Genomic DNA, 21269 nt, shown 5'->3' with positions numbered 1-21269 from the left:
TCGGCTTAAACGAACAACGACAACAGCAGGATGAAGCCCAGGCCCACCACGGACAGAATGGTTTCCATCGCGGTCCAGGTCTTGAAGGTTTCCGCCACGGTCATGTTGAAGTACTGCTTCACCAGCCAGAAACCTGCGTCGTTGACGTGGGACAGGATCAACGAACCGGCACCGGTCGCCAGCACCAGCAGCTCACGGTTCACACCCGGGATCATCCCCACTACCGGCACCACAATGCCCGCGCCAGTAATGGTCGCCACGGTCGCTGAACCCGTCGCGATACGAATCACCGCCGCCACCAGCCAGGCCAGCAGGATCGGCGAGATCTGTGCAGCCACCGCCATGTTGCCGATCACGTTACCCACACCGCTGGTCACCAGCATCTGCTTGAAGCCACCACCGGCACCGATGATCAGGATGATCGCAGCGGTCGGCGCAAGGCTCGCGTCCAGCCATTTAAGCATCTGTTGCGAACCGATGCCCTGCTTGTAGCCGAAGGTGTACAGCGACAGCAGCAATGCCAGCAGGAGAGCCGAGATCGGGTGACCGATCAGGTCCATGAAGGTGCGGAAGAAGTTGCCGTCCGGCAGCGCCACATCGGCAAAGGTCTTGAGCAGCATCAGGAACACGGGCGACAGCACAGTGATCAGGGTGATGCCGAAGCTAGGCAGATCGCCTGCATCCTCATCGCGCACCAGTTGATCCACCAGTTCCTGATTCGGATGACCCGGAATGTGCTTGGCAATGAACGTGCCGTAGATCGGACCGGCGATAATAGCGGTCGGCAACGCAACGATCAGACCGTACAGAATGGTTTTACCGATGTCGGCACCGAACACACCGATGGCCAGCAGCGGACCCGGGTGCGGCGGCACCAGGCCGTGTACCGCGGACAAACCAGCCAGCAGCGGGATACCGATCTTGATGATCGACACGCCAGTGCGACGGGCCACGATGAACACCAGCGGAATCAGCAGTACGAAGCCGATTTCGAAGAACAGCGGAATGCCGACCAGGAACGCGGCGAACATCATCGCCCACTGCACCTTGTCCTTGCCGAAGGCGCGAATCAGCGTCTGCGCAATCTGATCCGCACCGCCTGATTCGGCCATCATTTTGCCGAGCATGGTGCCCAGCGCCAGGATGATGCCTACGAAACCAAGCACGCCACCGAAGCCGTCCTGGAACGCCTTGATGATGGTGCCGATCGGCATGCCGGACGTCAGCCCGAGGAAGGCGGCGGCGATGATCAGTGCGAGGAATGGGTGCAGCTTGAACTTGGTGATCAGGACGATAAGTCCGATCACCGTGACCACTGCGTCTAGCAGCAGAAACGTCTCGTGGGACATGCCAAACATTAGGGGTGTCTCCTGGTTGTTGTTGTTATTAAAGCGGTTATTCAGAAGCCGTCAGGACAGCGCTATCTCTTGGAGCAAAACTCAACTGGCGAGTTTCAAGCCATGATCGAGCCACCAGGCATGCGCCTGCTTCGCCAACTCATCGACGCTGTGGCTCGAAGCATCCAGAGCCAGGGTCAGGGGCTCACCAACGGGCGATTCAAGTGTGGCGAACTGGCTGTCGATCAAGGTCGACGGCATAAAGTGGCCCGGCCGATGAGACACACGATCAGTGGCGACTTCGGGGGTCAGCTCAAGGAAAACGAAGCCCAGGCCCGGCAAGGCACCGCGCAAGCGTTCGCGGTAACTGTGTTTGAGGGCCGAGCACGTCAGCACCGGGCGCTCGCCTTGGGTGTCGACGCGGCGCAGTTCATCGCACAGGCTGTCGAGCCAGCCGGCACGGTCTTCATCGTTCAGGGGGATACCCGCGCTCATCTTTTCGATATTGGCGGCAGGGTGGAAAGTGTCGCCTTCAATGGCGGTCGCGCCGCTGAGCTGGCACAGGGCCTGGCTGACGCACGTCTTGCCGCAACCGGCAACGCCCATGATGACCAGGGCGGTGATGGGATGATTCATGTAACACCTCAGCGCGCAGACAGCGCTACCTTTGCTACGTAAAACGCTAGTGCAAAAGCAGAAGTTGCCGACGCCTTCTTGTCATTTTTATGGGTTGCAGCATGTTCGTTCTCGATGCCGAAAAGCGAGGATCAGGCAAACCCCGCTCACGCATTTGCAGCTGCGTCGAGACAGCGCTACCTTAGTGCCTTGAATTTTGTTTGGCAAGCCGTCCGATGATGACCCCTAAAAACGATAAAAATACTCGCACCACTGGCCGCCCTACCCTCAACGAAGTCGCGCGCCTGGCCGGTGTCAGCCCGATTACCGCGTCCCGCGCCCTGCGCGGCGTCAGTACGGTGGCCACCGAACTGGTGGAAAAAGTCCAGAAGGCCGCCCTCGACCTGAACTACGTGGTCAACCCCGCCGCACGCGCGTTAGCCTCGGCCCAGAGCCATTCCGTGGTGGTTCTGGTGCCATCGCTGTCCAACCTGCTGTTCATCGACACGCTGGAAGCCATTCATCAGGTTTTGCGACCGAAGGGCTTCGAAGTGCTGATCGGTAACTTCCACTACTCCCGTGACGAAGAAGAAAACCTGCTGCGCAATTACATGGCTTATCAGCCTCGCGGCTTGCTGCTGACCGGTTTCGATCGCACCGAAAGTTCGCGGCGGATGATCGAGGCCAGCAACATTCCCTGCGTCTACATGATGGAACTGGACAGCGCGGCCGGGCTCAATTGCGTCGGCTTTTCGCAAGTCGCCGCCGGCGAAACGGCGGCCGAACATTTGCTTTCCCGCGGTCGCAAACGCCTGGCCTACATCGGTGCGCAGCTGGACCAGCGCACGCTGCTGCGGGGTGAAGGTTTCCGCCACGCGCTGCAAAAGGCCGGTTTGTATGATCCGGCCCTGGAAGTGCTGACGCCACGCCCCTCCTCCGTCGGCTTGGGGGGCGAGCTGTTTTTGCAATTGATGGCCAGTCATCCGCAGGTCGACGCGATCTTCTTCGGCAACGACGACCTGGCCCACGGCGCACTGCTCGAAGCCCTGCGCTGCGGCATCAAGATCCCCGAACAAGTGGCTATCCTCGGCTTCAACGATCTGCCAGCCTCGGCCCACATGGTCCCGCGCCTGAGCAGCATCAGCACTCCGAGAGAAGCCATTGGCCGTCGCTCGGCGGAGTTGATGCTGACCTTATTAGCGGGCAATTCGGTGGCCAAACCGGTGCAGGACATGGGGTTTGAGTTGAAGGTGCGCGAGAGCACCTGATACACGATTGTCCCGTTGCTCGTGCTAGATTCCCGGCACCTGGAACAGCAAACGGAGAAGCTCAATGGGACATACGCTGAAGATTTTGGGTAGGGCCTCGTCAATCAACGTCAGAAAAGTCCTGTGGGCGTGCGACGAGCTGGGTGTTTCCTACGAACGGGAGGACTGGGGCAGCGGTTTTGCATCGACCCGGAGTCCGGAATTTCTCCAGCTCAACCCCAACGCACAGGTGCCGGTACTCATCGACGAAGCCGGCGTGCTGTGGGAATCCAATACCATCTGTCGCTATCTGGCCGGCAAATACCAAAACACCGACCTGTTGCCCATCGAGCCGGCGGCGCGCGCTCGCGTGGAGCAGTGGATGGACTGGCAAGCCACCGAACTCAATCCGTCCTGGGGCTACGCCTTTTTTGCGCTGGTCCGGCAATTGCCGGACTTTCAGGACGCACAGCGGATCGCGGATGGCGTTCGCGGCTGGAACGCGAAAATGGGCATCCTCGAACAGCAACTCGCGGCGACCGGCGCGTATGTCGCCGGCCCACACTTCACCCTGGCCGATATCCTTATCGGCTTGTCGATCAACCGCTGGCGGATGACCCCGATGGAGCGCCCGGACTATCCCGCCGTCGACGCCTATTGCCAACGACTGGCGCTGCGGCCGGGGTTCATGGCACACGGCTGTAATGGCGTGCCTTGATTGCACCTGAACGATTTACCCGGTAATGCCAATCAATTAAGTGAGGCACGGAACCTGTGGGAGCGGGCTTGCTCGCGGAAGCGGTGTATCAGGCGACATCAATGTTGATTGACGTGGCCCCTTCGCGAGCAAGCCCGCTCCCACATAGATCGCACTTGACTGACCGGTACTCCCCCATGACTAGTCAGGCGATAGCGGATGTTCCGCAAGCATCCCCAACAGCGCCAGCACCGCTGCCGAAGGTGCTTTGTCGGGCGCGACCACCAAGGCAAACTCGCGATCGATGCGCGGTGTCACCGGCACTATCCGCAGGCCTTGGCGATTAGCCGGCAGGGTCATTTCCGGTACCAGGGTCACGCCGATGTTTTCCCGCACCAGGGTGAACGCACTGCTCCACTCACGCACCTCGGCCCGCACATCCAGCAGATGCAACCCGGCATCGGCAGCCAGGCTGCGGGCATTGGTCGAACACCCGCCCGTGGCCAGCACGAACGGTTGCTCCGCCAGCTCCGCCAGCGAGAGGCCCTCTTCATTCGAGCGGCGCGCCAAGGGATGGCCACCGGGCAGAACCGCCATCCAGGCATCACGCCCCAAGCGACCGGCATTGCGCGCTGGCGCCGGGTTCAACACTACGCCGACATCCACCAGCCCGGCACCGAGCAACGTTTCCACTTCATCGTCGCTGACCTCCAGCGCCACCACATGTATACCGGGGTAAAGCCGATTGAACTGGCGCAACAGCGGCGGCAGGAAGGTCGCCAGCACCATAGGGAAACTGGCCAGACGAATCGTCCCGCGCTGGATGCCTTTAGCGGCCTCGACGGTGCTGCGAATGTTTTCCAGGGCGCCAAGCATGGTTCGCGCCTGTTCGATCACAGGCAAGCCGATGGCGGTCGGCAAGGTCTGGCGGTTTTCCCGGCTGAACAGCTGAACACCCAGGTTTTCTTCGATCAGTGCCAGCGCCTGACTGGCACCGGACTGGGTCATGCCAACCCGCTCGGCGGCCCGGGTAATGTTGCCGGTATCGGCCACCGCCACCACCATTCGCCAGTGCATCAGGTTCATCATGGCAGTAGCTTTCCTAATGGCAGTTTTCTGAAAGATTAATTTTACCGAGTGTGCCGCGCACTATGACACTGGCGCAAATCCGCAACCAGAGCCCTGCCCATGAAGTTGTATTACGCCCCACAAGCCTGTTCATTGGCGCCGCACATTGTGCTGCGCGAACTGGAGCTGCCGTTCGAGATGGTCCGCGTCGACAACAGCACCAAGAAAACCGTCACCGGTGACGACTTCCTCGCCATTAACCCCAAAGGCTACGTCGCGGCGTTGCAACTGGATAACGGTGATGTGCTGACCGAAGGCCCGGCGATCCTGCAATACCTGGCGGATCTGCGGCCCGAGGCGAACCTGGCACCGGCGAACGGAACGTTCGAGCGGGTGCGTTTGCAGGAATGGCTGAATTTCGTTTCGACCGAGATTCATGGCGGGCTGGGTTGGCTGTTCAATTCACAGTTTCCGGATGAGGTAAAAGTGCTCATCAAAGAGAAGCTGTTCAAGCGTTTTGCCGTGCTGTGCCAGACGCTGGAGGGGCAGGGTTATTTGATGGCTGGTGGATTCAGTATTGCTGATGCGTATCTGTTTACGGTGTTGCGCTGGACGCAGCTGTTTGGCATCGACTTGAATCAGTGGCCGGCGTTGGCGCGGTTTCAGGCCAGGGTTGATTCGCGGCCAAGCGTGAAAGCGGCGTTGGCTGCGGAATTGGTGTAAGGCTTGAGATCATTCGCGAGCAAGCCCGCTCCCACAGGGTTCATTGGCAATCAATGAAACGGATGCCGCGGGCTGTCAGGCGTTGGCGCAAAGTTGCGATTTCTTCACGGTGGGCAGCATCGAAGTAATGGGGCATGGCTTTGCTCAGAACAGGAACCAGTCCCCCTCTGTGCAATGGCGCAGGGATTTCTTGCAGATTGTTTGGTTATTTCGATAGACGTAAAAAACAGGAGCCCGAGGACTCGGGCTCCGTTGGCGCGGGATCAGTGGCCGAACACACCCACCTTCTTGGCCTTCTTGTCCGCACGTTTCTCAATGGCGGTTTTCGCCGGTTTCTTTTTCGCCGCTTTCTTTGAATCCATGCCTTTGGCCATGATACGTACTCCACTCATACGGGATGTGAGATCAGGTATACACCTATCCCCGCGCTGGCGTTCTTTTATAATAGCCCGCTTTGCGTACCGACAGTCCGAGCCCATGCCCAACACCCAGTACACCTTGCTCGACGAGCCGTCATGGCCGTTGATGAACAAGTTTTACCGCGCCCACCAATCGTCGATGAAAGCGGTCCGCGACGCACGGCTATGGGTCGCAAAACGCGAAGAGATCATTGCCGCGTTATGTTTGCGGCCGGTGGCCGGTGGGCATTGGCTGACCGGGTTGTTCGTCGATCCGGGCTGTCGCGAGCAAGGGATCGCCGCGGCGTTGATCGCACACGCCGTCAAGCACCTCGAAGAGCCAGTGTGGTTGTTCTGCCATCCGGATTTGCGTGATTTTTATGAGCGTCGAGGTTTTACTTTCGACCCGCCCCTGCCCTACGCCATGGCTGAACGGTTGAGCCGATATGCGCGCAGTAAACCGATGATTGCGATGGGTTTGGAACCGAAGCACTAGAGACCTGTGAAGATTAAATGTGGGAGCGAGCCTGCTCGCGATAGCGGTGTGACAGTCACCATCAATATTGACTGTCAGGGCCTCATCGCGAGCAGGCTCGCTCCCACATTGGTTTTGCGGTGGATTCGAAGGACGGGGTCAGTCGTCCGCCGCTGGGTCCAGGTCCGGAAACATCACCTCGGTAAACCCGAACTTGCTGAAATCACTGATGCGCGACGGGTATAACCGGCCGATCAGGTGATCGCATTCATGCTGCACCACCCGCGCATGGAACCCCGAGGCAATGCGCACGATTGGCTCGCCCTTGGGATCGAAGCCTTCATAACGAATCTGCTGATAACGATCCACCGCGCCGCGCAGGCCCGGCACCGACAGGCACCCTTCGAATCCCTCTTCGAGGGTCGGGCTCAAGGGCGTGATCAGTGGATTGATCAGAATCGTCTGCGGCACTGCTTCGGCGTCCGGATAGCGCTCGCTGTGCTCGAAACCGAAGATCACCAGTTGCAGGTCGACACCGATCTGCGGCGCGGCCAGGCCGACTCCGCCGACACTTTCCATGGTCTGGAACATGTCGTCGATCAGGTGCCACAACTCGGGGCTGTCGAACATTTGCGCCGGCACCGGCGGGGCAATGCGCAGCAGGCGCTCATCGCCCATTTTCAGAATTTCACGGATCATTTGATGACTTCGTCGGTGGTCGGCTTGAGCGAGTGATCCCGTCCCAGTCCCGAAACGTGGTGTTTGGGTTCTTCGGGCACTATTTCGCCAGGCTTCTTGCCTTCGGACGACATGTGCTCGATCACCGCGTTCATTTCCGCGCCGAGCAACAGCACCGCGGCGGAAATATAGAAGTACAGCAGCAACACGATGATCGCGCCGATACTGCCATACATGGCGTTGTAGTTGGCAAAGGTTTTGACGTAAAGACCGAAGCCCAGCGAGGCGACGATCCACACCACCACGGCCAGCACCGAACCCGGGGTGATGAAGCGAAACTCTTGTTTGACGTCGGGCATGACGTAGTAAATCAGTGCCACGGCCATCATCAACAGAATCACGATCACCGGCCAGCGCACAATGGTCCAGACGGTCACGATGAAATCTTCGAGGCCCACTTGCGAAGCGATCCAGGCCATCACCTGCGGCCCGAGCACCATCAGCGCAGCGGCGGCCAGCAGCATGCCGGCGATGCCGATGGTGTAGAAAATCGACAGTGGAAAACGCTTCCAGACCGGGCGACCTTCGACCACGTCGTACGCGGCGTTCATCGCGCTCATCATCAGCCGCACACCGGCGGACGCGGTCCACAGGGCGATCACGATACCCACCGAGAGCAAACCGCCCTTGGATTGCTGGAGCTGGTCGATCACCGGGTTCACCTGCTCCAGCGCCTGGGGCGGCAGGACCAGTTCCGATTGCAGGCGCAGCCAGGAGAAGAAGTCCGGCAAATGCAGAAAACCGATCAGGGCGATCAGGAACAGGATGAAAGGGAACAGCGAGAACAGCATTTGATAGGCCAGCGCCGAGGCATAGGTCGACATCTCGTCGGCGACGAACTCGGTGACCGTGCGCATCATCACGCGATGCAAGGGCAAACCTTTCATGGTCGGAAAAAACATTAGCGTCTCCTTTCGCCGCAAAAAGGTTGAAGTCATGGCGACTCAGGGGCCGTTTTCTACAACAAAGTAGCCTACTTGGCGACTTTGAAACAATTTCATTGCTCAAGTTCAAGCTGACACAAAAACGGCCATCCGCAGATGGCCGTTTCTGTTACTCGTCAAAGGTCGGATTATGCCTTGTCGATGCCTTTTTTGAGAGCATCCTTGGCTTTGCCGATCGCTTGCTGGGCTTCGCCTTTCTTTTCCTGCACGACGCCTTCGGCGCGCAGCCTGTCGTTACCGGTGGCCTTGCCAACGCCTTGCTTGACGTTGCCGGCCGCTTCGTTTGCCATGCCTTTAACTTTATCGCCAGTGCTGCTCATGGTATTTCTCCTGTGAACATTTCAACGGGGAAAGTCGTTACATAAGGGTGGACCGAAAGCCTTTGCGCGGAGTTTCATTTATTTCCCAACAGAACATTTCATCGCTCCAGGCAGGTTAGGCTTTATGTTTGCAGGCTTTGCCCCGAGAATGCGCAACGTATTCAGGCCATGGCGCTGAAGATCCAATCCCGTAGGAACGTTATGAAACTCGATAAAAAGCAGGCCATTGCCCGCAGAAACCAGGAACTTGGCGGTGCTGTGCTTGGCGTCAACAACTGCCATTTCACCGAATTGAACCGTAACCGCAACATTTTCTGGTTCGATATCCCGGTCGCGCGGCTGGCCATTGGTCAGTACGAATGGATTCACTTGCTGATGCACACCCCGGATACCGACGAACTGCTGCACCTGAAAGTGCCGACGGTGTTCCTGCGCGAGAAGCTCGAAGGCCTGGTGGTGCGCAACCAGGGCAAACGCAAAGCGGCCCTGAGCCTGGAACTGAGTGCCGACAAGGACTCGTACCTGCAAGACATGCGCCCGGCGGGCACCAACGTCAATTTCGCGCAGTTCCGTCAGTAACCCAGAACATCGCGAGCAGGCTCGCTCCCACATTTAACCGAGTTCCTTCAGAAAGAATGCGATCACATGTGGGAGCGAGCCTGCTCGCGAAGGCGGCCTGACAGGCGCTGAAAATGCCCTGGCCAGAAACAAGAAGCCCCGCATCTGCGGGGCTTTTGTTTGACTAGGCGCCTACTTTCTTCACGCCCAGTTTCTTCAGCTCTTCGTCGCGCAGTTCGCGGCGCAGGATCTTGCCGACATTGGTGGTCGGCAGTGCGTCGCGGAACTCCACGGCTTTAGGCACCTTGTAGCCGGTGACATTGGCGCGCATGTGCTCCATCACCTGTTCCTTGGTCAGGGTCACGCCCGGTTTGGCGACGATGAAGATCTTGATCGCCTCCCCCGACTTCTCGTCCGGCACGCCGATGGCCGCGCATTGCAACACGCCCGGCAGGGTCGCCAGCACGTCTTCCAGCTCATTGGGATACACGTTGAAACCGGAGACCAGGATCATGTCTTTCTTGCGATCGACAATGCGCATGTAACCGTCCGGCTGGATCAGTGCGATGTCACCGGTCTTCAACCAGCCTTCGCTGTCGAGTATTTCATCGGTGGCTTCCTGACGCTGCCAGTAGCCCTTCATCACTTGCGGACCTTTCACACACAATTCACCGATGGCGCCCAACGGCTGTTCAACGCCTGCATCGTCGATGACTTTGCACAGAGTCGACGGCACCGGAATACCGATGGTGCCGATCTGAATGTTCTGGCTCGGGTTCACCGTGGCCACCGGGCTGGTTTCGGTCATGCCGTAACCTTCGCAGATCGGGCAACCGGTGACCGCTTTCCAGCGTTCGGCCGCGGCCAGTTGCAAGGCCATGCCGCCGGACAGGGTGATTTTCAGGCTCGAGAAGTCCAGCTTGCGGAACGCTTCGTTGTTGCACAACGCGACGAACAGCGTGTTCAGGCCGACGAAACCGCTGAACTTCCACTTCGACAGTTCCTTGACCATCGCCGTCAGGTCGCGCGGGTTGCTGATCAGGATGTTGTGGTTGCCGATCAGCATCATCGACATGCAATGAAAGGTGAAGGCATAGATGTGGTACAGCGGCAGCGGCGTGATCAGGATCTCGCAACCTTCATTGAGGTTGGAGCCCATCAGCGCCTTGCACTGCAGCATGTTCGCCACCAGGTTGCGGTGGGTCAGCATCGCGCCCTTGGCCACGCCGGTGGTGCCCCCGGTGTATTGCAGCACGGCAACGTCGCTCCTGGCCGGGTTGGCTTCAGCCACTGGCTGGCCATGGCCTTTGCGCAGCACGTCGTTGAATTTGATGGCCTTGGGCAAGTGATACGCCGGAACCATCTTCTTCACGTACTTGATGACGCTATTGACCAGCAGACGCTTGAGCGGCAGCAAGAGGTCGGCCACTTCAGTGACGATCACATGCTTGACGCCAGTCTTCGGCACGACGGTCTGTGCCAGGTGCGCCATATTGGCCAGGCAGACCAGGGCTTTGGCACCGGAGTCGTTGAATTGGTGTTCCATTTCCCGCGCGGTGTACAGCGGGTTGGTGTTGACCACGATCAGCCCGGCGCGGATAGCACCGAAGACGGCGACCGGGTATTGCAATACGTTGGGCAGTTGCACGGCGATTCGATCGCCGGGTTGCAAATCGGTATGCTGTTGCAGGTAAGCAGCAAAGGCACCGGACAATTCGTACAGTTCACCGTAGGTGATTGTCTTGCCCAGGTTGCTGAATGCCGGTTTGTCAGCGAAGCGTTGGCAGGATTGCTTCAACACTGCCTGAATATTCGGATACTCGTCTGGATTGATCTCGGCAGCAATTCCAGCTGGGTACTTATCCTTCCAAAAGTCTTCGATCATGGAAGCCCACTCCTCAGCAACGCGAATTCTTCACCGCATTTGATGCGATTATTATTGGTGTGTGTTTTTAGTGAGTCTGGCTTTTAACATAGGCCGAGAAGTCACAAAGCGCGCCGAGAGTAGCAGCTTTGCCAAGGGCCGACTAGAGCCTAAAACGGCCCCCACAGTCACCTTAATGACTCAAGACAAACAAGCAGTCATTTTAGAGCAAAAACCCTATACAGCCTTAAAAGCCTCGTAATACGGGCCTTCAAAGCAAAAGATCGCAGCCTTCGGCAGTGCCTACAGAGGAATGCGATCCCCGTAGGAGCTGCCGAAGGCTGCGATCTTTTGGCGCCACCTCGGTCTACGACCGTTTACGCGATATCCCGCAACTCCCGCCGCAATATCTTGCCCACCGGCGTCATCGGCAACGACTCACGCAACACGATGTGCTTGGGCACTTTGTACGCCGTGAAGTTTTCCTTGCAGTACGCCTTCAACTCCTCAAGGCTCACCCCGGCTTCACGGGCCACCACAAACAACTTCACCGCCTCCCCCGACCGCTCGTCCGGCACGCCGATCACCGCGCAGCTGGCGACTTTCGGGTGGGCCATCACCACATCTTCGATCTCGTTCGGGTACACGTTGAAGCCCGAGACGATGATCATGTCTTTCTTGCGATCGACGATGCGCACGAATCCGTCCGGGTCGATCACCCCAATGTCGCCCGACTTGAACCAGCCGTCGGCATCCAGCACTTCGGCGGTGGCTTCGGGTTTCTGCCAGTAGCCCTTCATGATCTGCGGGCCCTTGATACACAGTTCGCCGCGCTCGCCCAGCGGCTGCTCGACGCCTTCATCGTTGATGACCTTGAGCGTGGTGCCCGGCACTGGCAGGCCGACCGTGCCGATGCGCGATCTGTCGCCGTAAGGGTTGGTGCAGGCCACTGGCGAGGTCTCGGTCAGGCCGTAACCTTCAGTGATGCGGCAACCGGTGAGCTGTTCCCAACGCTCGGCGGTGGCCTTGACCAATGCCGTGCCGCCGGAGTTGGTGACTTTGAGACTGGAGCAATCCAGCGTCTTGAAGTCGGGATGGTCCATCAGTGCGACGAACAGCGTGTTGAGCCCCAGCAGCGCCGAGAACCGCCAGTTCTTCAGTTCCTTGATAAAGCCCTTGATGTCCCGTGGATTGGTGATCAGCACGTTGTGGTTGCCAGTCACCATCATGCACATGCAGTTCGCCGTGAATGCATAGATGTGGTACAGCGGCAGCGGCGCGATCATCACTTCCTGGCCTTCGCGCAACAGCGGCTGACCGTCGGCACCCAGCTGACTGAGGCATGCCCGCGCCTGCTGCATGTTCGCCACCAGGTTGCCGTGGGTCAGCATCGCGCCTTTGGCCAGCCCGGTGGTGCCGCCGGTGTATTGCAGCACGGCGATGTCGTCGAGGCCGATGCTCAGCGGTTTGATCCCCAGACCCCGGCCCAGGCGTAGCGCGCTCTTGAAGGAGATGGCCTGCGGCAAGGAATAGTCCGGGACCATTTTCTTGACCTTGGCGACCACGGTATTGACCAGCCAGCCCTTGGCGGTGGGCATCAGGTCGCCCATTTTCGCTTCGATCAGGTACTGGATGTCGGTGTCGGGCAGCACTTCCTGGACCTTCTGTCCGAACACGTTCAGGTAAACCAGCGCCCGGGCACCGGAGTCCTTGAACTGATGTCGCATCTCACGCGCGGTGTACAGCGGGTTGGTGTTGACCACGATCAGCCCGGCGCGCAAGGCGCCGAACACGGCAATCGGATAATGCAACACGTTGGGCATCTGCACCGCGATGCGATCCCCCGGCGCCAGGTCGGTGTGGGCTTGCAGGTAACCGGCAAACGCTGCGCTGTAGCGTTCCAATTCGGCGTAGGTCAAGGTCACGCCCATGTTGCTGAATGCCGGGCGGTCAGCAAATTTCTTGCAGGAACGCTCGAACACCTCGATTACCGACTTATAGGCCCCAAGGTCGATATCCAGGGGCACGCCGGCCGGGCGTTTGTCATTCCAGAAATCAGGTTGCATTGTTCTTGTCCTCTTTACCTGAATCTATCCGGGGCCGCTTTTCCGTCACTGCTGAAAAACGGAGCTTCCCGGACACTAGCAGCTATGGTGAATCAGGCAAATATGCGCACAGTCGTCATTGATCCCGTGAATCTTGCTGCCCCGGCGTGGCCTGATCAGACGGTAGGCGACGGATGCGCTATACAATGCAACGAGGCTGTTTCCCACCCTGCAACCCCATGCAGCCCAATGCAAAGGAATCGCCATGATCCACGACACTTTCTGGCTGACCGCGAGTGACCACAGCCGCCTCTTCGTCAACCAGTGGCTGCCGGCTGCACCGTTGAAGGCCGTGATCCTGCTGGCCCACGGCATGGCGGAACACAGCGGTCGCTACGCTCGTCTGGCAGAAAAGTTCTGCGAACAGGACTACGGCGTTTACGCACCGGACTTGCGTGGACATGGCAAAACCGCCGAAAACGGCACTCTGGGGCATTTCGACGACGACGATGGCTGGTGCAAAGTGGTCGGCGACCTGGCCAGCCTTAACCAACACATCGGCCAACAGCATCCCGGCATTCCGATCGTACTGTTGGGCCACAGCATGGGCAGCTACATCGCCCAGGCTTACTTGCTGCACCACAGCGCCAGCCTGCACGGGGCCATTCTCAGCGGTTCGAACTTCCAGCCCGTGGCGCTCTATCGTGCAGCGCGGCAGATTGCTCGCCTCGAACGCCTGCGTCAGGGCCCCAAGGGTCGCAGTGCGCTGATCGAATGGCTGTCGTTCGGTTCGTTCAACAAGAAGTTCAAACCGGCGCGCACCTCGTTCGACTGGCTGAGCCGCGACCCGGCGGAAGTCGACAAGTACGCCAGCGACCCGCTCTGCGGCTTTCGCTGCACCAATCAACTGTGGATCGATTTGCTCGGCGGCTTGCAGCAAATCAGCAAAGCGTCCAATCTCGCCCAGATCGATCCGGGCCTGCCGCTGCTGGTGATCGGTGGCGAATGTGATCCGGTGAGCGAAGGCAAACGTCTGATAGATCTGGCCCACGCCCTGCGCGACGCTGGCTGCCAGAGCCTGCAGCTGACTATTTACCCGCAGGCCCGGCATGAACTGTTCAACGAGAGCAACCGCGACGAAGTGACTGCCGATGTGCTGAACTGGATCGCCCAAGCCTTGAGCAACCGCCGGCCCCCCAGAGCCGAATAGTTTTTTTGTGGATTTATTTAATTCGTCACAGGAATCGAGACAGATGACCCAGGTTACCAACACCCCTTACGAAGCCCTCGAAGTCGGCCAGACCGCCAGCTACAGCAAAACCGTCGAAGAGCGCGACATTCAGTTGTTCGCCGCGATGTCCGGTGACCATAACCCGGTGCACCTGGACGCCGAATTCGCCGCTGCCTCCATGTTCAAGGAGCGTATCGCCCACGGCATGTTCAGCGGCGCGTTGATCAGCGCGGCGGTGGCTTGCGAGTTGCCTGGGCCAGGGACTATTTATATCGGTCAGCAGATGAGCTTCCAGAAACCGGTAAAGATTGGCGACACGCTGACCGTACGCCTGGAGATCCTCGAGAAACTGCCGAAGTTTCGTGTGCGTATCGCCACTCGGGTGTTCAACCAGCGCGATGAGTTGGTGGTGGATGGCGAGGCGGAGATTCTGGCGCCGCGCAAGCAACAGACCGTGACGTTGCCGACGTTGCCGGCGATCAGCATCGGCTGATTCATCGCTCCCTTGTGATGAGAGGCCTTGCCTGTGGCGAGGGAGCTTGCTCCCGTTCGGCTGCGCAGCAGTCGTAAACCTGTCACCGCGCTTGATCAGATCCAACGCGGTGTTTGATTTAGGGGGCGCTGCGCCCCCCAACGGGAGCAAGCTCCCTCGCCACAGGTCGAACTTACGAGCGTGCGCGAGCCTGGTTGCGCAGGGCTTTCACCTGATCGTGGTTGCGTTGCACGCCGTGGTACTGGCGTTCAACGATGTCACGAATGCCCACCAGGTTGTCCTTGTTGATTTTCTCCAGCGCTTTTTTGTAAGCCTTCAGCGCATGGTCTTCACCGCGTTCGGCTTCGTTCAGCACTGCTTCTTCATCCTTGCCGGTGAACATCGCCTTCACGTCGACCCAGCGACGGTGCAGATCGCCACTGACACTGGTGGAGGTTTCCGGATCACCGCCCAGGGAACGCACCATAGCCTGTAACTCGGCAGCGGCAGTGGCGCAGTCGCTGGAGCGCTGAACGAACAGGGTTTTGAGTTCTGGATGCTTGATGTCTTCAGCGCAAGTCTTGAACCCTTCCTGACCGTCTTTGCTGGTTTCAATCAGGTCGTTGAGTACAGAGATCGCTTCTTTGTTGATGTTGGTCATTTTTCAATTCCTTACGGTTGATGAAAGATGCAATAAGGCGTTGCACCCGCCATGCCAGCTTTGAATTGATTACTTTTTACTTATATTTCAATAAGTTAGTTTTCAAGGCGAAATCTGTATCCGCTTCTTTTGCATGATCTGTCATTTGGCCTGCATGCAGAATGCCTGTATTTTCCAGACTGTTTGAATCAAGACGACTGATGATGAATCCCGAAAAGCTCGAACTGTTGATTACCCGTGAAATGCCCTTCGGCAAATACAAGGGCCGCATCATCGCTGACCTGCCCGGCCAGTACCTGAACTGGTTCGCCCGCGAAGGTTTCCCTCACGGTGAACTGGGCGGTTTGCTGGCCTTGATGCAGGAAATCGACCACAACGGCTTGTCGGAGCTGCTCGAACCGCTGCGTGTCAAACACGGCAAACCCGCCCCTCGTCACTGACCCGTTCTACCTCACCAAGTAGCCCATGCCCGATAACACCCGCCGTGCCCGTGATGAAGTCTTTTGGCAGACCTTTGCCGATCGCTACGCTGTCGAACCCGGCCCCCTGAACCTGGAGAACGGTTACTTCGGGCGCATGTCACGCACTGTGGTCGAGGAGTATCAGCGCAACATCGAACTCATCAACCGCGGCAACTCGGTGCATGTGCGCCAGCGCTTCGAACAGGGCGAAAGCGTCGAGATTCGCACGCAGCTGGACCCCGGATGACCCACGCCTGTATTGCGGCATCACCTCGATGCGCTTTACCCGGCATGCCGACCAACAGGCGATGGTCGAGCGCCTGCTCAACGACTACAACCTGTTTACCGTGGCGCGCAGCGGCGCGGCGAGTGGCCCGTGCATTCGCATTACACCGGGGCTCACCACCACAGCAGCCGACATGGATGTGCTGGCCCGGGCGCTGAGCGAATTGCGCTGACGTCACACGGTGTACTTGTCGAAGTCCTCGGGTTTGATCTGCGATGACAGCGCAAACGTGTCGACACCGATGGTGATGTGCCCGAAAAAGCCATCCTCCTTCGAGTCTCGACCTATGGTGTGAATATTCAGGGTCGAGGCTTCGCCGCCATGGTGTCTATAGTGAAAATCTTCATCGTTGCTCAGCGGTGATACCACGCGGCCGCTGTACTCTCTGGCATTGAGGACCGACCTCGACACCACCTCGGGAAAGTACAGCTGGCCGACCCAGGCGACATGCCGCTCTTCCAGATAGTTGTTGCCGGCAGTGATTCGTACCGCGACGTGAATGTGCAGAGCGCGGCTGGCATAGAACCCCGGATAAATCGTGATAAACCGCACGATGCCCTTTTTGTCCGAGAATTGCCCACCGCGCAGATAGGTATCGTCGTCGGTGCGCGGGATCGACCCGATATCACCCACATCGACTTCCTTATCCGGGTTGACCTTGCTCCAGCCCGAATACGCCCCGCGTGCGTTGCAATGCCAGATATCGACCACGGCCCCCGTGACCGGTTGACCGGTCATGGCATCGACGATCGTCAGCCGCAACACCAAGGGAATGCCATCCATGCCTTCGCTGATGTTTCGTCTGATCAGTTTTGGATTTCGAAAATACGGACCGGCGACCTGTTCGGGTGACAGTTGATAAACCGGTGAAGGGGATGAAATCGCAGTGTTGTCGTCCATGACGTTCTCTTTCCATAAGATGAACGCAGGTTAACGCTGGACGTGCGGCGAGATGCGGTAACTATGTATCGCATGATGTCCTGTGGAAGCGGCGGTGCGGCGATCCGACTTGCTCGCGAAAGCGGTCTGACAGTCAACATCTGCATTGAATGTGACGGCCCCTTCGCGAGCAAGCCCACTCCCACAGGGGTTTTATTTCAGGCAAAAAAAAACGGTGCACCGACCAAGCGCACCGTAAAGCCGTAGAACACACAACGAAGTGTTTGGTAAATCCGTTCAATCAGTCCAGCAGAGCCAACGCCTCGGCGGTGCACTCCTGGATGCGGGCCCAGTCGCCGTTCTTGATCCACTCGGGGTCAAGCATCCAGCTACCGCCCACGCACATCACGTTTTTCAACGCCATGTAGCTCTTGATGTTGGCCGGGCTGACGCCGCCGGTCGGGCAGAATTTAACTTCGCCGAACGGGCCGCCCAGGGCCTTGATAGCCGCGACGCCGCCGCTGACTTCCGCCGGGAACAGCTTGAAGCGGCGATAACCCAGGCTATAGCCTTCCATGATGCCGGAGGCATTGCTGATGCCCGGCAACAGCGGGATCGGGCTGTCGACACTGGCTTCGAGCAGATCACGGGTGATGCCCGGCGTCACGATGAACTGCGAACCGGCCGCTTCGGCAGCGACCAACATGCTGCGATCGAGCACGGTGCCGGCGCCGGTCACCAGCTCTGGACGCTGCGCGCGCAAGATCTGGATCGCCTTGAGGCCGAACTGCGAACGCAGGGTCACTTCCAGCGCCGTCAGGCCACCGGCCGCCAGGGCGTCGGCCAACGGCAGCACGTCCTGTTCACGAGCGATGGTGATCACCGGCAGGATCCGCGCCCTGGCGCAGAGGCTGTCGATCAGGGCAACTTTGTCCGCCATGGAAACGGTCGGGGATGTGTTTGTCATAGCGGCTGATCCTTGGTTCATGGGCACCAGTAAATCTCTAACGTAGGTTGCAGAAACGCCCGAATCGGCATGGCGGCGACATCGTCACCGGCCAGTGCGGCACTCAGGGTGGTCAGTTTGGACTGACCGGAAATCGATAGAACGGTGTGCTTGGCCGAAGCCAGCAGCGCACGACTCATGGTCAGGCGCTGATGCGGCACGGTCGGCGCCAGCATCGGCCAGCAGCGACGGCTGCCGTCGATTTTCAAGGCGTCGGCCAGGTTCGGGCTGTTGGGGAACAGCGACGCGGTGTGACCGTCATCGCCCATGCCCAGCACCAGCACGTCGATCGGCGGCAATTCGGCGAGCAAGCGATCAGCCTGCTCGGCGGCCTGCTCCAGGTTGGCGGTGGCACTGTAGAGGCTCAGGAACTGGGCCTTGGCCGCCGGGCCTTGCAACAGGTAACGCTTGAGCAGGCCGGCATTGCTGTCGGCATGCTCTACCGGCACCCAGCGCTCGTCAGCCAGGCTGACCACCACCTTCGACCAGTCCAGCGCCTGCTTGGCCAGATGCTGGAAAAACGCCACCGGGCTGCGTCCACCGGACACCACCAGCGTCGCGGCGCCCTGTGCAGCGATCGCGTCGCTCAGTTGTCTGGCTACCGTCAATGCCAGGCCTTCGGCCAACAGCACCGGGCTTTTGAACTCATGGGCGCTGACGCCCTGAGGCAGCTTCAATTCAGATATCGCCATACCACGACCTCCCGTCCCGCGTGATCAGTGCAATGGAGCTCATCGGCCCCCAGGACCCGGCCGCGTACGGCTTGGGCGCATCACCGGATTTTTTCCACCCGGCGATCAACTGGTCACACCACTTCCACGCGGCTTCGATTTCATCTTTACGGACAAACAGGTTCTGATTGCCACGCATCACTTCCAGCAACAACCGCTCGTAGGCATCGGGAATCCGCGCGCTACGCCAGGTGTCGGAAAAATTCAGCTGCAACGGACCGCTGCGCAGCTGCATGCCCTTGTCCAGGCCTTGTTCTTTGGTCATCACGCGCAAGGAAATGCCTTCATCCGGTTGCAGGCGGATGATCAGCTTGTTGCTGATCTGCAAGCGCTGTTCGGGAGCGAAGATGTAGTGCGACGGCTCCTTGAAGTGGATGACGATCTGCGACAGCTTCTGCGGCATGCGTTTGCCGGTGCGCAGGTAAAACGGCACGCCGGCCCAGCGCCAGTTGCGAATGTCGGCACGCAGGGCGACGAAGGTCTCGGTGTCGCTCTGGGTGTTGGAATTAGGCTCCTCCAGATACCCCGGCACCGATTTGCCTTCGCTGTGGCCGGCGATGTACTGGCCGCGCACCACCTGAGTGGTCAGGCCTTCCGGGCTGATCGGCGCCAGCGCCTTGAGCACTTTGACTTTCTCGTCGCGGATGCTGTCGGCGGACAGGTCGGCCGGCGGGTCCATGGCGATCAGGCAGAGCAGTTGCAGCAGGTGATTCTGGATCATGTCCCGCAGCTGGCCGGCCTTGTCGAAGTAACCCCAGCGGCCTTCGATACCGACCTGCTCGGCCACGGTGATTTCCACGTGGGAGATGTAATTCTGGTTCCACTGGGTTTCGAACAGGCTGTTGGCGAAACGCAGGGCGATCAGGTTTTGTACGGTCTCTTTACCCAGGTAGTGGTCGATGCGGTAGGTGCGGTTCTCCGGGAAGAACTGCGCCACGGCGTCGTTGACCTTGCGCGAGGACTCCAGGTCCGAGCCGATGGGCTTTTCCAGCACCACGCGGGTGTTTTCGGTCAGGCCGACCTTCGACAGGTTCTCGCAAATGGCGCCGTAAACCGCCGCCGGCGTGGCGAAGTAGGCAATCATCCGCTGGGCGCTGCCGGCCTGCTCGGCCAGGGCGACGTAATCGTCAGCCTTGAGGAAGTCGACGTGCAAGTAGCTCAAACGGGCCAGGAAGCGCTCGAGTACAGCTTCATCCAGCTCTTTGGCGCCTACGTAGCGGCGCAGCTCGGTGGCAATGAATGCCAGATGCTGTTGCTCGCTGCCGGGTTCACGGGCCAGCGCGATAATGCGCGTATCCTCATGAAGCAGGCCGGCGCCATCGAGTTGATAAAGGGCAGGAAACAGCTTGCGCAGGGCGAGATCGCCGAGAGCGCCGAACAAGGCAAAGGTGCACGGTTCAACCGTAATCGAAGGCATGATGTTTGTTCTTTTATCAAGTTAAGCTACAAATACCTTTTTTCAAGGCATCACTCAAGGGAAAATGTAGTAATAACCACAACATTTTCGCAAAATATAGATTCCGAGTGGTGGTCGGTCGGAGCCATCAGTAGGATAGGCCACCGTTACAGGCCGTATCAAAGGCCCAATTTGCATAGCCGAGCGCTTGTTTGCGCAGGTGAATCTAGGAACCCCATATGGACCGCGTGCGAAATTTACTGGAACAGATCCAGAATCGCCTTGAAGACCTGAACAAGGCAGAACGCAAAGTCGCCGAAGTGATCCTGCTCAACCCGCAGCAAGCCACCCGGTTCAGCATCGCCGCCCTCGCCCAGGCTTCAAAGGTCAGCGAGCCGACGGTCAACCGTTTCTGCCGCTCGTTCGGTGTCAGCGGCTACCCGGAACTGAAACTGCAACTGGCACAGAGCCTGGCCAGTGGCGCGGCGTATGTCAGCCGTGCGGTGGAAGCCGACGACAATCCGGAAGCCTACACCCAAAAAATCTTTGGCAGCGCCATCGCGTCCCTGGACAGCGCCTGCCAGGCCCTGGACCCGAACCTGATCAGCCGCGCCGTCGACCTGTTGATCCAGGCGCGACAAATCCACTTCTTCGGCCTCGGCGCCTCGGCCCCGGTGGCGCTGGATGCGCAGCACAAGTTCTTCCGCTTCAACCTCGCGGTCACTGCGCATGCCGATGTGCTGATGCAACGCATGATTGCCTCGGTGGCCCACACCGGTGAGTTGTTCGTAATCATTTCCTACACCGGCCGCACCCGCGAACTGGTGGAAGTGGCGCGCATCGCCCGGGAAAACGGCGCTTCGGTACTGGGCCTGACGGCTGAGGGTTCGCCGCTGGCCAAGGCCAGTACCCTGAGCCTGAACATCCCGTTGCCGGAAGACACCGATATCTACATGCCGATGACGTCACGGATCATTCAGTTGACCGTGCTCGATGTGTTGGCCACCGGCATGACCTTGCGCCGGGGCGTGGATTTCCAGCCGCATTTGCGCAAGATCAAGGAAAGCCTGAATGCCAGTCGGTATCCGATTGGGGATGAGTTTAATTAACCCACCAT

At 59.0% G+C, this 21269-nt stretch carries 22 protein-coding genes and 1 pseudogene; 10 read left to right on the top strand and 13 right to left on the bottom strand.

Translation table 11 applies throughout. The features are described from left to right. Window positions 1-5: 5 nt before the first annotated feature. Both LOY38_RS07415 and LOY38_RS07410 read right to left on the bottom strand, forming a co-directional pair. Window positions 6-1358 carry a GntP family permease gene (locus LOY38_RS07415; protein WP_258699447.1) on the bottom strand — a complete coding sequence of 451 codons (1353 nt, stop codon included), beginning with the start codon at window positions 1356-1358 and terminating at the stop codon, window positions 6-8. Between the two features lie 81 nt (window positions 1359-1439). Further along, a complete protein-coding gene (locus LOY38_RS07410) occupies window positions 1440-1973 on the bottom strand; it encodes a gluconokinase (protein WP_258699446.1) in 534 nt (177 codons plus the stop codon). 215 nt (window positions 1974-2188) lie between these two features. Between LOY38_RS07410 and LOY38_RS07405 the strand changes: the two genes are divergently transcribed. Together LOY38_RS07405 and LOY38_RS07400 are read left to right on the top strand one after the other, a co-directional pair. Beyond that, on the top strand, window positions 2189-3220 hold the full coding sequence (locus LOY38_RS07405) for a LacI family DNA-binding transcriptional regulator (protein WP_258699445.1): 1032 nt from the start codon (window positions 2189-2191) through the stop codon (window positions 3218-3220). Between the two features lie 64 nt (window positions 3221-3284). After that, window positions 3285-3917 carry a glutathione S-transferase family protein gene (locus tag LOY38_RS07400; protein WP_258699444.1) on the top strand — a complete coding sequence of 211 codons (633 nt, stop codon included), beginning with the start codon at window positions 3285-3287 and terminating at the stop codon, window positions 3915-3917. A gap of 180 nt (window positions 3918-4097) precedes the next feature. Here LOY38_RS07400 and LOY38_RS07395 read toward each other — a convergent pair whose 3' ends face one another. Continuing rightward, the gene (locus tag LOY38_RS07395) at window positions 4098-4985 is read right to left on the bottom strand and encodes a LysR family transcriptional regulator (RefSeq protein WP_258699443.1); all 888 of its coding nucleotides are present in this window, start codon (window positions 4983-4985) and stop codon (window positions 4098-4100) included. 99 nt (window positions 4986-5084) lie between these two features. Between LOY38_RS07395 and gstA the strand changes: the two genes are divergently transcribed. Both gstA and LOY38_RS07385 read left to right on the top strand, forming a co-directional pair. Next, window positions 5085-5687 (top strand): glutathione transferase GstA, encoded by a 603-nt coding sequence (gene gstA / locus LOY38_RS07390; RefSeq protein WP_258699442.1) that lies wholly within the window; start codon window positions 5085-5087, stop codon window positions 5685-5687. Between the two features lie 477 nt (window positions 5688-6164). After that, window positions 6165-6581: a GNAT family N-acetyltransferase gene (locus LOY38_RS07385; RefSeq protein ID WP_258699441.1), complete on the top strand. Its 417-nt coding sequence runs from the start codon at window positions 6165-6167 to the stop codon at window positions 6579-6581. Window positions 6582-6719: 138 nt separating this feature from the next. Here the strand turns inward: LOY38_RS07385 and def are convergent, their stop codons facing one another. From def to LOY38_RS07370, 3 genes are all read right to left on the bottom strand, one after another. Beyond that, window positions 6720-7259: a peptide deformylase gene (gene def / locus LOY38_RS07380; RefSeq protein WP_258699440.1), complete on the bottom strand. Its 540-nt coding sequence runs from the start codon at window positions 7257-7259 to the stop codon at window positions 6720-6722. Continuing rightward, a complete protein-coding gene (locus tag LOY38_RS07375) occupies window positions 7256-8200 on the bottom strand; it encodes a YihY/virulence factor BrkB family protein (RefSeq protein WP_258699439.1) in 945 nt (314 codons plus the stop codon). The genes def and LOY38_RS07375 overlap by 4 nt, the downstream gene beginning before the upstream one ends. Window positions 8201-8370: 170 nt before the next feature. Beyond that, window positions 8371-8562: a CsbD family protein gene (locus LOY38_RS07370; protein WP_223490900.1), complete on the bottom strand. Its 192-nt coding sequence runs from the start codon at window positions 8560-8562 to the stop codon at window positions 8371-8373. A gap of 201 nt (window positions 8563-8763) precedes the next feature. On the opposite strand from LOY38_RS07370, the gene LOY38_RS07365 reads away from it, so the two are divergent. Next, entirely contained in the window at window positions 8764-9141 is a 378-nt protein-coding gene (locus tag LOY38_RS07365; protein WP_018926454.1) for a hypothetical protein, read from the top strand. A gap of 163 nt (window positions 9142-9304) precedes the next feature. Here the strand turns inward: LOY38_RS07365 and fadD1 are convergent, their stop codons facing one another. Then, window positions 9305-11005: a long-chain-fatty-acid--CoA ligase FadD1 gene (fadD1, locus tag LOY38_RS07360; RefSeq protein ID WP_258699438.1), complete on the bottom strand. Its 1701-nt coding sequence runs from the start codon at window positions 11003-11005 to the stop codon at window positions 9305-9307. Window positions 11006-11361: 356 nt separating this feature from the next. Beyond that, window positions 11362-13050: a long-chain-fatty-acid--CoA ligase FadD2 gene (fadD2, locus tag LOY38_RS07355; RefSeq protein WP_258699437.1), complete on the bottom strand. Its 1689-nt coding sequence runs from the start codon at window positions 13048-13050 to the stop codon at window positions 11362-11364. A 244-nt stretch (window positions 13051-13294) separates the two neighbouring features. Between fadD2 and LOY38_RS07350 the strand changes: the two genes are divergently transcribed. Together LOY38_RS07350 and LOY38_RS07345 are read left to right on the top strand one after the other, a co-directional pair. Then, window positions 13295-14239, top strand: coding sequence for an alpha/beta hydrolase (locus LOY38_RS07350; protein WP_258699436.1), 945 nt, complete (start codon window positions 13295-13297; stop codon window positions 14237-14239). A gap of 43 nt (window positions 14240-14282) precedes the next feature. Next, window positions 14283-14753 (top strand): MaoC family dehydratase, encoded by a 471-nt coding sequence (locus LOY38_RS07345; protein ID WP_071553717.1) that lies wholly within the window; start codon window positions 14283-14285, stop codon window positions 14751-14753. Between the two features lie 172 nt (window positions 14754-14925). On the opposite strand, the gene LOY38_RS07340 is transcribed toward LOY38_RS07345, so the two are convergent. Beyond that, the gene (locus LOY38_RS07340; RefSeq protein WP_258699435.1) at window positions 14926-15393 is read right to left on the bottom strand and encodes a PA2169 family four-helix-bundle protein; all 468 of its coding nucleotides are present in this window, start codon (window positions 15391-15393) and stop codon (window positions 14926-14928) included. A 203-nt stretch (window positions 15394-15596) separates the two neighbouring features. Here LOY38_RS07340 and LOY38_RS07335 point away from each other — a divergent pair, with 203 nt between their 5' ends. Together LOY38_RS07335 and LOY38_RS07330 are read left to right on the top strand one after the other, a co-directional pair. Continuing rightward, entirely contained in the window at window positions 15597-15833 is a 237-nt protein-coding gene (locus LOY38_RS07335) for a DUF3820 family protein (RefSeq protein ID WP_026346079.1), read from the top strand. Window positions 15834-15858: 25 nt separating this feature from the next. Further along, window positions 15859-16312 (top strand): annotated as a pseudogene (locus tag LOY38_RS07330) (hypothetical protein). A gap of 2 nt (window positions 16313-16314) precedes the next feature. Here the strand turns inward: LOY38_RS07330 and LOY38_RS07325 are convergent. The 4 genes from LOY38_RS07325 to zwf all read right to left on the bottom strand — a co-directional run bounded on the left by LOY38_RS07325 (window position 16315) and on the right by zwf (window position 20173). Beyond that, window positions 16315-17040 (bottom strand): intradiol ring-cleavage dioxygenase, encoded by a 726-nt coding sequence (locus tag LOY38_RS07325; RefSeq protein ID WP_258699434.1) that lies wholly within the window; start codon window positions 17038-17040, stop codon window positions 16315-16317. A 280-nt stretch (window positions 17041-17320) separates the two neighbouring features. Continuing rightward, window positions 17321-17986: a bifunctional 4-hydroxy-2-oxoglutarate aldolase/2-dehydro-3-deoxy-phosphogluconate aldolase gene (locus LOY38_RS07320; protein ID WP_258699433.1), complete on the bottom strand. Its 666-nt coding sequence runs from the start codon at window positions 17984-17986 to the stop codon at window positions 17321-17323. 17 nt (window positions 17987-18003) lie between these two features. Beyond that, on the bottom strand, window positions 18004-18717 hold the full coding sequence (gene pgl, locus LOY38_RS07315; RefSeq protein ID WP_258699432.1) for a 6-phosphogluconolactonase: 714 nt from the start codon (window positions 18715-18717) through the stop codon (window positions 18004-18006). Continuing rightward, a complete protein-coding gene (zwf, locus tag LOY38_RS07310) occupies window positions 18704-20173 on the bottom strand; it encodes a glucose-6-phosphate dehydrogenase (protein WP_258699431.1) in 1470 nt (489 codons plus the stop codon). Before zwf ends, pgl begins: the two co-directional genes overlap by 14 nt. Window positions 20174-20400: 227 nt before the next feature. On the opposite strand from zwf, the gene LOY38_RS07305 reads away from it, so the two are divergent. After that, on the top strand, window positions 20401-21261 hold the full coding sequence (locus LOY38_RS07305; RefSeq protein ID WP_258622787.1) for a MurR/RpiR family transcriptional regulator: 861 nt from the start codon (window positions 20401-20403) through the stop codon (window positions 21259-21261). Window positions 21262-21269 lie beyond the last annotated feature (8 nt).

The sequence above is a fragment of the Pseudomonas sp. B21-015 genome (genome assembly GCF_024749285.1).
In the GTDB taxonomy this organism is placed as follows: domain Bacteria; phylum Pseudomonadota; class Gammaproteobacteria; order Pseudomonadales; family Pseudomonadaceae; genus Aquipseudomonas.
This window is presented reverse-complemented; position numbering and strand designations above follow the sequence as displayed.